Origin of the sequence: Hyphobacterium marinum, assembly GCF_036330325.1 — a bacterium.
GTDB lineage: Bacteria > Pseudomonadota > Alphaproteobacteria > Caulobacterales > Maricaulaceae > Hyphobacterium > Hyphobacterium marinum.
The window spans coordinates 386,336-398,545 of the sequence record NZ_JAZDRO010000001.1 but is presented as its reverse complement, the minus strand read 5'-3'; the positions used below and the strand labels follow the sequence as shown (position 1 = coordinate 398,545).

Genomic DNA, 12,210 nt, shown 5'->3' with positions numbered 1-12,210 from the left:
TTACGCGCGTTCGGGCGGCGGGTCGTCAGCGGTCGTGCCCGCCGGTTTGGCGAGTTCCCGTTCTGCGAATTTATGCAGGCCTTTCGCGGCCTTCGGTCCGGCCATCATGAGATAGAAAAGCAGAACCGCTGCAGGCAGTGTGTAACCTGCTGTGATGATGAAGAAATTCACCCAACCGACCGCATCGGCCAGCACACCGGAAAACCCGGACAGGAATTTTGATACCAGCGCATAAAAGGATGCCAGCAGTGCGTATTGCGTCGCGGCATTGGCCGGATCGACGAGGCTGGACATGTAGGCGATGAAGGCCGTTGTCACGAAACCGCCGGCGAGATTGTCACCCACAATGGCGACGGTCAGTTTCCAGTACTCATCCGAACCGGCTGTCCCGGCGAGCCAGGCATAGGCACCGTTGGTGATGAAGGTGATGACGAGACCGATGACCATCGCCTTCATCAGGCCGAAGCGGTAAACTGCCACCCCGCCGATGAAGAGGCCGGTCATGGTCGCGATCAGGCCCGGCCCGCCCTGAATGCCGCCGACGATGGCGCGGTCGAATCCGAGATCGGAATAGAGCGGGCTGGCCATCACGCCCATGGTGAAGTCCGACATGCGGTAGATCATCACGAAGAGGATGACCGGCACGATCCACCAGCGCAGCAGGGCGAAGAACTGGTAAAGCGGCTCCCAGACCGCGCTGGCCACTTTCTGCGGGAAGTTTCCTTTGAGCTCGCGCTTGCCGGCCCCGGCCGCAGGCTCCTTCATGAAGAAGACCAGGAAGGCCGATACGGCCATGGCCGCCGCCATGACGAGGAAGGACCAGTTCCAGTTCGCCCAGGCTGAGATCGCGAGCCCCAAACCGGACATCAGATAGGCAAAGCGGTAGCCCAGCGAATAGGCAGCAGCCATGTTGGCCTGCATCCGGTTCGGGGCCGACTCGATCCGCCACGCGTCGATGGCGACATCCAACGTCGCGCCCGAATAGGCCAGAAGCAGCGCGGCGATAGCGATGGGCAAGAGGATCCAGAACGTCCGGAATTCCTTGAGCTGCGAGAAATGTTCGTCGGTTTCGATGAGTTGCAGCAGGCGGCGATGATCCTCGACCGGAATGGCCGCGGTTTCGGTCCCGTCCTCAGAAACACCCCGCTCGGGTGCCTGCCTCAGCGCGGTGGCTTCCTCGGCATCGACCTCTTCCTCGGTGATCGCGTGATCGAGCGAGTCCATCAAAAGCGCATATTCACCGGCGCTGATTTCGGCGAGGCGGGTTCCGTCCGCGCTGGTGCGGTAATGCGCACCGGTCGGGTCGGTCACAGCGATGAGGCAGAGCGCGATCACCGTTCCGGTAATCGCCGTGACGATCCAGGACCGGCGCGCGCCGAGCATTGCGTGAAGGACCGGAATCTTGAACCGGTCGACGACCGGGGCCCAGAGAAACTTGAAAGAATAGGCGAGCGTCACCCAGTAGAAGAAGCCGATGGTAGAACGGTCGATCCCGACATCGCGCAGCCAGTAGCTCAGCTTCTGGAACACCATGTAGAGCGGCAGGCCCGAGGCGAAGCCGAGCACCAGCATGGAGAGCATGACAGGGGTGAAATAGACCTTCGCGGTTTCCAGCCAAGTCCGGGTGTCCCGGTCCACCGTCGCGTCAGCCATGCTCTCGCCTCCGTCCTATCCGGAGACGAGCCTTAACCGCTTTTGGCCTTTGCACAAGCGCGTGAGGGTTTCGACGAGCGCGTCCGGGTCCACCGGCTTGGCCAGAAACGCATCCATCCCGGCCTCGAGGCAAAGCTTGCGGTCGGCCTCGGTCGCGTTGGCGGTGAGTGCAATCAGCGGGATGCCGAGTTTTTCCTCCCGCGCCGCGCGGGCAACGCCGGGACCGTCAAGCTCGGGCATGCGGACATCGACGAGCGCCGCATCCAGCCCGCCGGCGCGCAGGCGCTCAATCGCTTCCGCCCCGTCCTTCGCCCGTTCGGGCAGTGCACCGAGGCGTTGCAGAGTCTTTTCCGCGATCAGTGCGTTGACCGGATCGTCCTCGGCGACCAGCACGCGCAACCCGGTCAGCGGCCAACCCTCGGCGGGTTCGCTTTCGCCCCGCCCCTCGCGGGCCGACGGCGACACGGCGAAACGCGCGAGAGACGTGCGGCGCACCGGCGTAACCAGCCAGCCCTGGATCCCGGGCGGCGGCGCGGACTTGATCACGTCCTTGCGCTCGGCATTGACGAGGATGAGCGCCCGGCTGGCGCGCGCGGCATGAACCTCGTTCGCCCAGCCGGCATGAATGAGCAGAATTCCGCCCGCGGCCTGCGACAGGCGCGAGGGGCTGGCGATCTCGATCGCCTCGGCCCCAAGCGCGCGGGCCTGGTCAGCAAGCGCGCCGCGTTCGACCGCATTGGGACAGGCCACGGCGAGCCGCGTGCCCTTGAGCGGCCGCGTGGCCGACGGGCCGGCACGGACCGGAAGGGGCAGCGAGACCCAGAATACCGCGCCTTCGCCCAGGCGGCTTTCCACGCCGACATCGCCCTGCATCGCCTCGACGAGGCGTTTGACCATCGCCAGGCCCAGCCCTGCGCCTTCGGCGTAATTCTCGCGCTCCGCCGCGCCGCGTTCGAATTCCTCGAACAGGGCAGCCTGGTCGGATTCGGAAATCCCGGGACCGGTATCGCGAACGGTCAGCACCAGGCGCGCCCGGCTTTCGCTGTCGGTATCGCCCGACACGTCGAGCCGGACCCCGCCTTCGCGCGTGTATTTCACCGCATTGCCGACGAGGTTGAAGAGAATCTGTTTCAGACGCGCACAATCGGCGAGCACTTCTTCCGGCGCGGTTTCGGTGAGGACTGTCGCCAGTGACAACCCTTTCGACTCGGCCCTTGGGGCGAGCAACTCGGTGACGTCGCGGGTGAGGGCTGCCAGGCCGACCGGTTCAGGACGAAGCTCGAGCTTTCCGGCCTCTATGCGGGAGAGGTCGAGAATTTCGTCGATCAGGTCGAGCGCATGGCCCGACGTGTCTTCAATCGCACGGACATATTCGCGCTGGTCGGGACGCAGCGGCGTTCCGGTCAGGAGCCGCGCCATGCCCATCGCCCCGGCGAGCGGGGTGCGCATCTCGTGCGTGATCGAGGCAAAGAAGCGTGCCTTGGCCGCGTCCTCGGCGGCGCGCTCTTCATCGGCATTGCGCCGGTGCGTCACGTCGCGGCCTGTGGCGACCGAGCCGCCATCGGGTGCGGGGCGCTCGTCCCACTCCACCCAACGCATGCCGGAACGGGTCCGCATCAACGCATCATAGCGCCGCGAACCGCCGCCGGCTGGTCCCGCCGGGGCAACGGCGAACCAGCGGCCTGTCCAGTCGGATCGCGTGCCGCCAAAAGCCGCGAGGAAGGCGTGATTGACAAGGGTGACGCGCCCATCCGCGGCGCGCGCCAGGATCATCTCGCCGGCCGCATCAAGCGCGGCGAGCGCGGCAGCCGCATCATCGCGCGGCGAGGAGGGGGGCATCGGATCGCTCATCACGATCCTTTTACGCCCTGAGGCGTTAAGGAAGCGCTTTCGTGGACACGTGATTTTTCGATAATCCGCCGCCCCGTGCGCCTTCCGCGGCGCGGCGCAGCGACAGGGCTTCGGCGATGTGGATGCGCCTGACCCCGTCCGATCCGTCGAGATCGGCTATGGTGCGCGCGGCGCGCAACACGCGGTGATAGCCGCGCGCGGTCAGCCCCATCGCCTCGGCGGCCTGGTTGACCAGCGCGCGACCGCCAGCGTCAGGCTCGGCGACATGATCGAGGAGGTCTGCCGACAGTTGGGCATTGAGCCGCCCGCGCTCATTCTGCGCTTCGCGCGCCGCGGCGACCCGGGCCGCCGCCTCGGCGGTGCCTTCCACCGGCGGCGGCAAGGCGAGATCGGCGGGCGTGACGGGCGGGACGTCCACATGCAAATCGATCCGGTCCATCAGCGGGCCGGAGACGCGGGCCTGATAGTCCGCCGCGCAGCGCGGACCGCGCTTGCAGGCCTCGCCATTGGCCCCCGCCCAGCCGCAACGGCAGGGATTCATCGCCGCGATCAGCTGGAAGCGGGCCGGATAGGTGACATGGGCGTTGGCGCGGGCGACCACGATTTCGCCGGTTTCGAGCGGCTGGCGCAGCGAATCGAGTACCTGGGGGTGAAACTCCGGCAATTCGTCGAGGAAGAGCACGCCGCGATGGGCGAGCGAGGCCTCGCCCGGTTTCGCTTTCTGACCGCCCCCGACCATTGCCGCCATCGACGCCGAATGGTGCGGGGCCCGATAAGGCCGGGTACGGGTTAGGCGTCCGCGCTCCAGCAGTCCCGCGACCGACTGGATCATCGAGACTTCCAGAAGCTCTTGCGCGGAGAGCGGCGGGAGAAGACCCGGCAGGCGCTGGGCCATCATCGACTTGCCGGCCCCGGGCGGGCCGGTCATCAGGAGATTATGCCCGCCGGCGGCGGCGATTTCGAGTGCGCGCTTGGCGCTTTCCTGGCCCTTCACGTCGCGCAGATCGGTATCGAGCGCGCCGTCAATGAGATCGCCGGGCGCGGGGCGGGAGAGAAGCTGTGTCCCCTTGAAATGATTGACCAGCTGGATGAGCGATTGCGGCGCGAGAATGGAGAGGTCGCCGCCCGCCCAGGCCGCTTCGGGGCCGCAGGCTGCCGGGCAGATAAAGCCCGCACCGGCCTCGGACGCGGCCATGGCGGCAGGCAGCGCGCCCGGCGTTGACGCAATCGAGCCATCCAGCCCCAGCTCGCCGATGGCGAAATGTTCCGCCGCTGCATCGTGGGGGATGACACCCAGCGTCGCCATAAGGCCGATGGCGATTGGCAAGTCGAAATGCGCGCCCTCTTTGGGCAGATCAGCCGGGGCAAGATTGACGATCACCCGGTCGGGCGGCATCGACAGGCCGATTGCAGCGAAAGCGGCGCGCACCCGGTCACGGCTTTCCGCGACCGCCTTGTCGGCGAGGCCCACCACGGAAAAGGCGGGCAGCCCGCCAGCGACCTGCACCTGGACATCGACCCGGCGCGCCTGCGCACCCTCGAACGCCACTGTCATCGTGCGTGCCGCCATTCCCGTCCTCCCCCGAATTCCGCCGGCCCCGTGCAAGCACATGTTCCGCAACTTCAGGGGCTAAACCTCTGGAATCAGCGGAGTTTTCCACAGGGCGTGGAACACGCCAGATCAAAACAGGAACATTTAAAGAACGAAAATGCGGCGCGAGTCAACCGCAGGGTGAAATCAGCCCGTTTTCAGCCGCCGGTCGACCGCGTCCCAGAACAAGGCCGAAGCATCGACGCCGGAGAAGCGTTTCAGCTCCTGCACGCCCGTCGGCGAGGTGACATTGATCTCGGTCAGCCGGTCGCCGATCACGTCGATCCCGACGAGGACAAGGCCGCGCTCTTTCAGCAATGGCCCGATCCGCGCGCAGATATGCCGGTCGGCTTCGGAGAGCTCGGCCGGTTCTGCTGCGCCGCCGACATGCATGTTCGAGCGCGTTTCGCCGGGCTGCGGGCGGCGATTGATGACCCCGACGCCCTCCCCGTCAATGAGGATGACGCGCCGGTCGCCCTCGCTGACCACGGGCAGGAAAGCTTGGGCAATGATCGGCTCGCGGCTGGCAGCGAAGAACATTTCGGTGAGCGCGGAGAAATTGCCGTCGTCTTCCTTGACCCGGAACACGCCCGCCCCGCCATTGCCGTAGAGGGGCTTCAAAATGATGTCGCGATGGGTTTTCCGGAATGCCTTGATCGCGTCGAGGTCGCGCGAAATCAGCGTCGGTGGAATGAGGTCGGGAAATTTCAGCGGCAGGAGTTTTTCCGGGCTGGAGCGAACCCATTCGGGATCGTTGAGCACCAGCGTGCGGCCCTTGAGTTCCTCGAGAATGTGCGCCGCGGTGATATAGCCCATGTCAAAGGGCGGGTCCTGACGCATCAGGATGACGTCGATGTCTTCAGCGAGATCGAGCGTTTCCGGCGCGCCCTCGTCGGCATGGTTGCCCTGTTCGCGGCGCACCGTGACCGGGCGGGCGACGGCGGTGATCCGCCCCTCATTCCAGGACAGATGTTTGGGTTGATAGGTCCACACTTTCGCGCCGCGCGCCTGCGCGGTCTCGATGAGGGCGAAACTGGTGTCGCCGCGAATATCAACGCCGGAAATCGGGTCCATCTGGACCGCTACGCGCAAGACCATGTCGCTCGTCTGTCCCTCAATACCGCCCGTTATCGGGCGGGCCTCTAGTCGATCGGACGGACCGGCGCTGTGCGCACTTCCTCGGGCGCGTCCATGTCGGGCGCACCCATCAGCTCATTGCCCTGTCCGTCCATGGTCGGAACCGCTTCGCCCGCACAGGCCCGCGCCTGGCGTTCGCCGCGCGCGACGGGTTCAGAGGCCTCTCCGATCACCCGCACATAGGTGACGACATCGCTGACCCCGTCAACCAGCGCGGCATGGGCGGCGGCGCGTTCCAGCTCGCCGCGCGTGCGCGCGACGCCGAGGAGATAAACGGTCCCGTCATGCGCCTCTACATTATAGTTGACGCTGCGGATGGAGCGGTCGCGCAACAGGCGCGAGGAGACGCGCTGGGAAATCCAGGCATCGCGGGACCGGTCGCGGATGTCCGTGGCGGCGGAGATTCTCAGCTCGTTTTGTACCGCGCGTACCGCCAGCGCCGACCAGGCGAGGCATTCGGCCATCTGCCGGTCGGCTTCGCGCGGCACGGTCCCGGTGATGAGGGCGACCCCGTCAGTGACCTCCACGTCCGCGCCTTCCAGCGCATAACCTTCCGCGCGCAACATGGCCGCCTTGATCGAGATGGAGGCGTTGGTGTCATCCAGCCCCCGTCCGACGGACCGTTCAGGCTGGACCGCGGCGCAGCCGGCCAGCATCAGGAGGGAAAGGGCGAGGCAGCTTGCACGCAGGGACATGGGGGAGGTCTCCGATAAAAGGCGGTGCGAATCACTTCGAGCCAGAGTCTCGCCCGCCAGACGTAACCGATCAGTTTAGGTCGAGCGCATCGCGGCCCTCGGCCTGCCAGGCCCCGCGCCGGTGTTCCGGCCAGCGTCCCGGCTCGATGATCATCAGGTCGAATCGCGGCTGAAGTCTGGCAAACTCGTCCGAGCGGCTGCGAAACCACGCACCAGCCCGGATCAGCCGCCCCTGCTGGCGCGGTGACAGGGCGTGGACGGCCCGGCCTTGCTTGTCGCTGGTCTTGACCTCGACGAAGGCGAGGACAGGTCCGCGCTTTGCCACCAGGTCCAGCTCGCCATAGGGCGTTCGCGCCCGCCGGGCGAGAATGCGGTAGCCCTTCGCCATCAGCCAGATCGCGGTCAGCGTCTCGGCCCGGCGTCCGCGCGCCTCGGCCGCCTGGCGCTTGCCGGTCATGGCGTGCCGCTATCCTTCAAGGCTTGCGCGCGGGCATAGAGATCGCGCTTCGACCAGCCCGACACGCCGGCAACGGCCTGCGACGCGCCCTTCACCCCCAGCGCCGGGACGGCTTCGGCAAGCGCAGCATCGACGTCGGCCTCGCCCCAGTCGAGCGACCCGGCTTCCGGCGGGCCGCACAACACGACGATCTCGCCGCGCGGCGGACCCTCGGCGTCATAGTGGGCCGCCAGGTCATCGAGCGTGCCGCGCCGGACTTCCTCGAATTTCTTGGTCAGTTCGCGCGCCACCGCCGCCGGGCGCGAACCGAACACCTTCGCCATGTCGGAAAGGCTCGCGGCGAGCCGCTGCGCGGATTCAAAGAAAACCAGCGTCGCCGGCACGGTTCTCAGCACTTCAAACCGCTTCTTGCGTGCGGCGGTTTTCGATGGCGGAAACCCGTCGAAGAGAAACGTGTCGCTCGGCAGGCCCGATATGGTCAGCGCCGCAATGGGTGCGCAGGCCCCGGGCAGGCTGTGGACGCGATGCCCGGCTTCGAGTGCCGCGCGGGCCAGGCGGAAACCGGGGTCAGAAACCAGGGGCGTTCCCGCGTCCGAGACCAGCGCCACTGTCTCTCCCGCTTCCAGGGCAGCGAGAATCTCCGGCGTCACCCGGTCTTCATTGTGGTCATGACAGGGGCGTGGCTTCGCGGAAACGCCATAGGCGTCGAGCAGTTTGCGCGCCACGCGGGTGTCCTCGGCATAGATGCGGTCCGCGGCATGGAGCGTGTCGAGCGCGCGCAACGTGATGTCGCGCAGATTGCCGATCGGGGTCGCGACAAGGTGCAAACCCGCCGCGACCGGTTGCGGCCCCGGCACGGGAGGGCTAGCTTTCCCGGCAGTGGTTTTCGGCGGTTCGCTCATGTCTCTGTCTACACCTTTAAGCGCCTTCGGCGCATTGCCCAAATGCCTTGTTGCTGCGGCGCTTCTGGCCGTTGCCGCCTGTGCGACACCGGCCCCGCCCCGCGATCCGGGCCCGGTCTATGTGCCGCCCCAGCCGCCGCCCGTCGAGGTCGAGGATCCCGAACCGGTCGATCCCACCCCGCAGCCACCGCGCTTTACCGGTCTGATCCCGCCGCACATGGAAGGCCGCGAACTGGTGCGCGCCGCCATCCTCCTGCCCTTCTCCGCCGAGAATTCCGGCGCGCGGGCCGAAGCGATCCAGCTGCTCAATGCAGCCCAGCTCGCCCTCTTCGAACACGGTACCGGCGATATCGTCCTGATGCCCAAGGATACGGGCGGGACGGCCAGCGGGGCGCGCCAGGCGACCCAGGCCGCCGTCCGCGACGGGGCTGACATCATTCTTGGTCCGCTTTTCGGGACTGCCGCCCGCGCCGCGGGTGATGAAGCCAGAAGCTATGACGTGCCGGTCATCGCTTTCTCGACCGATGGCAGTGTCGCGGGCAATGGCGTTTATCTCCTCAGCTTCCCGCCGGAAACCGAGGTCGCACGCGTCATCGAATATGCGACGCGCACCGGTCTTTCCCGCTTCGCCTATCTCGGACCGACCGGGGCCTATGGCAATATTGTCCGCGATGCGATGGACACCGAATCCCGCATGGGCGGCGGCAGTCTCGTCGCCAGCGAGCCCTATTCGGGCGGCGTGGAAGCCATGACCAGCGCCGCAGCGCGGCTGGCCCGGTCCGATACCGGCTATGAGGCGGTGATGTTGCCCGAGGGCGGGGTCCGCCTGCGCATGCTGGGCCCGCTCCTGCCCTATCATGATGTTGACCCGGCCGAAGTTCGCTTCCTTGGCACCGGCCTGTGGAACGATCCCGAGACCATTCGCGAGCCGGTCTTGCGCGGGGGCTGGTTTGCCGGTCCGGACGAAGCCGCCCGGTCCCGTTTCGTGGCGAGCTACGAAGCCGCCTATGGCGAAGCCCCCTCCCGCATTGCCAGTCAGGCCTATGACGGCGTGTTGCTGACCCTGCATCTGGCCGGGGCGCGCGACGGGTTTACGCGCGCGGCGGTCGAAGATCCTGAAGGCTTCCTCGGCGCGGACGGCCTCTTCCGTTTCCGGGCCGACGGGCGGATCGAGCGCGGCCTCGCCGTCTACTCGGTCGGGCGTGGTGGATTTACCGTGATCGAACCCGCACCGCGCAGTTTCGAGCCCGCGGGCTTCTAGTCGGGTACCAGCTCATTGGCCATCCGGTCGCCATAGACCCGGGCCTCTGGTGTCAAAGCGACCCGGTCCGGGGTGAGTGTCAGCAGGCCCTGCCGGGCGTAGCGTTCGGCCGCACCGATATCAATATCGCGCCCCGTGGCGGCCCGCAGGGCAGCCCGGTCCAGCCCGTCGGTAATGCGTAACCCCATCAGGATGCGTTCGGCGGCTTCGGCATCGGCGCTGAGGATTTCCGGTGCGCCATGCCCGCGCCCGGTCTCTGTTACCCCAGCCCGGTAGGCCTCGGGCCGCGCCCGCGCTTCGGTGGCCAGCCGCCCGCCGCCGGACGCGGACCCCAGCCGCCCGTGTGCGCCCGGCCCGACACCGATCCAGTCTCCGCCCGTCCAGTAGAGACGGTTGTGAACCGATTGCGCGGAAACGCCGCGCGCATGGTTGGAAATCTCGTAGGCCTCCAGACCCGCTTTGGCGCATAGCTCCTGCGTCAGCGCATAGAGATCGGCGGCGAGGTCCTCTCCGGGCGGAATGAGCGCGCCGCGTTCCACCCGTTTCGCAAAGGCGGTGCCCGGCTCGATGGTTAGCTGGTAAAGCGAGAGATGTTCGGTGCCGTAATCGATGGCTTCGGATAGTTCGCCACGCCAGTCATCAAGACCCTGACCCTCCAGCGCATAGATCATGTCGAAGGAGACACGCGGGAACGCCGCCTGCGCCGCCTTGATTGCCGCCCGCGCACCGTCCCCGTCATGGGCACGGCCCAGGGCCTTGAGGGCGGCGTCATCGAAACTCTGCACGCCCAGCGACAACCGGTTCGCCCCGGCAGCGGCCAACCCGGCGAAGGCGGCCTGGTCATCCGGATTGGCTTCCAGCCCGATCTCGATTCCGGCCTCGAGCCCCCACAAGTCTTCAGCCCGCGCAATCAGGTGTTCAAGCTGAGCGGGTTTGAGGAGAGAGGGCGTGCCGCCGCCGAAATGGATGGAGGCGAGCGGGCGTTTGCCGGTCAGCTCGCGCCAGTGACCCATGTCGGCGAGAATCGCATCGACCAGATCGTCATGGCTGGCGCGCGACTTGTAGACGTTGAAATCGCAATAGGGGCAGATCCGCGCGCAATACGGCCAGTGGAGATAGAGGCCGAGGGAAGGTGTCATGACCCGAATTCAGCGGCCATGAGCGCAGCCAGCGCGCGGCCGCGATGACTCAGCGCCTTTTTTTCGTCCGCACCCATTTCCGCGAAGGTGCGGTTTTCGCCCTCGGGCACGAAGATCGGGTCATAGCCGAATCCGCCTTCTCCGCGCGGCGGCCACACGATCGTCCCGCCTACCCGGCCCTCATAGAAGCGTGGCTCACCGCCCGGCTCCAGCAGCGCCAGCGTGCAGACGAAGGCTGCGCTCCGGTCGGTCGAACCACTATCGGCGAGTTCGGTCCACACCCGGCCCATCGCCCGGTCGAAATCACGGGGCTCTCCCGCCCAGTCGGCCGAGTAGACGCCCGGCGCGCCGCCCAGTGCCGTGACGGAAAGCCCGGAATCATCAGCCAGGGCGGTCAGGCCCGTGGCCTCCATGACCGCACGGGCCTTCAGCGCGGCATTGCCGGCAAATGTCGTTTCGGTTTCATCGGGTTCAGAAAGCGAAAAATCTGCAGCACTGCGCAGCACGATTCCCCTCGGCGTGAGCAGTCCGGTCAACTCCTTGATTTTGCCGGGATTATGGGTCGCCAAAACCCATTCAGGGACTTGTCTCACGGGGCAAACCTTTCAGATATTTTATCGTCTTTCAAAAAATTCATATCGAAAAACGATATTTTTTGCTTGCGCGCCCGAAATTTTATGTTTATCGATAAATCCACGGGCGGCGGAAATGATCGTCCGGATAACAAACGCAAACGGTTTGGTCGAACACTAACGTAACGGAGAATGAAAATGGTCAGGTCCTTTGATTCGATGGCACGCTCCATCGCAATGGTCGCGTTCAACGCGGTGCTGTTGCTCTCGGTGGGTGCCGGAGTGGTCTTTGCGGTCGCCCCGACGATCGCGTGACCGGGGTGGCCCGGGCGGCCGCCGGTGTGGCAGACAGTCTGACCGCACCGGCGGACCCCGCACCGGGCCGTGGAAGGATGAGGTATGACGCAAACAGGACGGGTGACACTCGTCGGTGTGCTCAAACGCGCTCTCGATGTGACCTGGTATCTGCTCTGGGCGGCGCTGGTCGTCGTCTCGGCAACGATGGTCCTCGTGATCGTCGGCTTCATCATGAAATTCGTCGGCGCTTCGGTGCTGGAGACGGTTTTGGCGCGGCTCGACGCGGCCGAAATCCTGTCCTTCCCGCTCTTTGTCGCCGAGATCGTGACGCTCCTGGTCCTGGTCGACCGGTTGCGCCGCATGTTCGCCACGCTGATCGCGGGCGACCCCTTCGTGCCGGAAAATGCCGGCCATTTGCGGGTCATTGCCTTCGCGGTCGCGATCTACCAGGCGGTGGGCTATGTCGCCCGCGCCATGGTCGCCCTGTCGCTGACGCTGTTCGACCTGCCGGTCGCACGCGGCGCGGAAATCGAGGCGACGCTGAATATCAATCTCGGAGCCTGGTTCGCGGTTGTCGCGCTCATGGTGCTCTCCGAAGTGTTCCGGGAAGGCGCGCGAATGCGCCAGGAACAGAAGCTGACAATCTAGGAGGCGC

11 protein-coding genes are annotated in these 12,210 nt (G+C 66.2%); 2 read left to right on the top strand and 9 right to left on the bottom strand.

All coding sequences use genetic code 11. The features are described 5' to 3' along the window. The 7 genes from V0U35_RS01935 to rsmI all read right to left on the bottom strand — a co-directional run bounded on the left by V0U35_RS01935 (position 1) and on the right by rsmI (position 8,286). Positions 1 to 1,653: an MFS transporter gene (locus V0U35_RS01935; protein WP_330194961.1), complete on the bottom strand. Its 1,653-nt coding sequence runs from the start codon at positions 1,651 to 1,653 to the stop codon at positions 1 to 3. A 15-nt stretch (positions 1,654 to 1,668) separates the two neighbouring features. Then, positions 1,669 to 3,504, bottom strand: coding sequence for an ATP-binding protein (locus tag V0U35_RS01930; RefSeq protein WP_330194960.1), 1,836 nt, complete (start codon positions 3,502 to 3,504; stop codon positions 1,669 to 1,671). A gap of 25 nt (positions 3,505 to 3,529) precedes the next feature. Then, the gene (locus V0U35_RS01925) at positions 3,530 to 5,074 is read right to left on the bottom strand and encodes a YifB family Mg chelatase-like AAA ATPase (RefSeq protein WP_330194959.1); all 1,545 of its coding nucleotides are present in this window, start codon (positions 5,072 to 5,074) and stop codon (positions 3,530 to 3,532) included. A 168-nt stretch (positions 5,075 to 5,242) separates the two neighbouring features. Then, a complete protein-coding gene (gshB, locus tag V0U35_RS01920) occupies positions 5,243 to 6,193 on the bottom strand; it encodes a glutathione synthase (protein WP_330194958.1) in 951 nt (316 codons plus the stop codon). A 44-nt stretch (positions 6,194 to 6,237) separates the two neighbouring features. Then, complete coding sequence (locus tag V0U35_RS01915) at positions 6,238 to 6,927, bottom strand: BON domain-containing protein (RefSeq protein ID WP_330194957.1); 690 nt, start codon at positions 6,925 to 6,927, stop codon at positions 6,238 to 6,240. A 70-nt stretch (positions 6,928 to 6,997) separates the two neighbouring features. Beyond that, positions 6,998 to 7,384, bottom strand: a complete 387-nt coding sequence (locus V0U35_RS01910; protein ID WP_330194956.1) for a YraN family protein — start codon at positions 7,382 to 7,384, stop codon at positions 6,998 to 7,000. Further along, complete coding sequence (rsmI, locus tag V0U35_RS01905; protein ID WP_330194955.1) at positions 7,381 to 8,286, bottom strand: 16S rRNA (cytidine(1402)-2'-O)-methyltransferase; 906 nt, start codon at positions 8,284 to 8,286, stop codon at positions 7,381 to 7,383. The genes V0U35_RS01910 and rsmI overlap by 4 nt, the downstream gene beginning before the upstream one ends. Here rsmI and V0U35_RS01900 point away from each other — a divergent pair. Beyond that, positions 8,285 to 9,547: a penicillin-binding protein activator gene (locus tag V0U35_RS01900; protein ID WP_330194954.1), complete on the top strand. Its 1,263-nt coding sequence runs from the start codon at positions 8,285 to 8,287 to the stop codon at positions 9,545 to 9,547. The two genes, rsmI and V0U35_RS01900, sit on opposite strands and share 2 nt — an antisense overlap. Here the strand turns inward: V0U35_RS01900 and hemW are convergent. Together hemW and rdgB are read right to left on the bottom strand one after the other, a co-directional pair. After that, on the bottom strand, positions 9,544 to 10,686 hold the full coding sequence (gene hemW / locus V0U35_RS01895) for a radical SAM family heme chaperone HemW (protein ID WP_330194953.1): 1,143 nt from the start codon (positions 10,684 to 10,686) through the stop codon (positions 9,544 to 9,546). The two genes, V0U35_RS01900 and hemW, sit on opposite strands and share 4 nt — an antisense overlap. Continuing rightward, the gene (rdgB, locus tag V0U35_RS01890; RefSeq protein ID WP_330194952.1) at positions 10,683 to 11,279 is read right to left on the bottom strand and encodes an RdgB/HAM1 family non-canonical purine NTP pyrophosphatase; all 597 of its coding nucleotides are present in this window, start codon (positions 11,277 to 11,279) and stop codon (positions 10,683 to 10,685) included. Before rdgB ends, hemW begins: the two co-directional genes overlap by 4 nt. 378 nt (positions 11,280 to 11,657) lie before the next feature. Between rdgB and V0U35_RS01885 the strand changes: the two genes are divergently transcribed. Beyond that, positions 11,658 to 12,203: a DUF2975 domain-containing protein gene (locus V0U35_RS01885; protein WP_330194951.1), complete on the top strand. Its 546-nt coding sequence runs from the start codon at positions 11,658 to 11,660 to the stop codon at positions 12,201 to 12,203. Positions 12,204 to 12,210 lie beyond the last annotated feature (7 nt).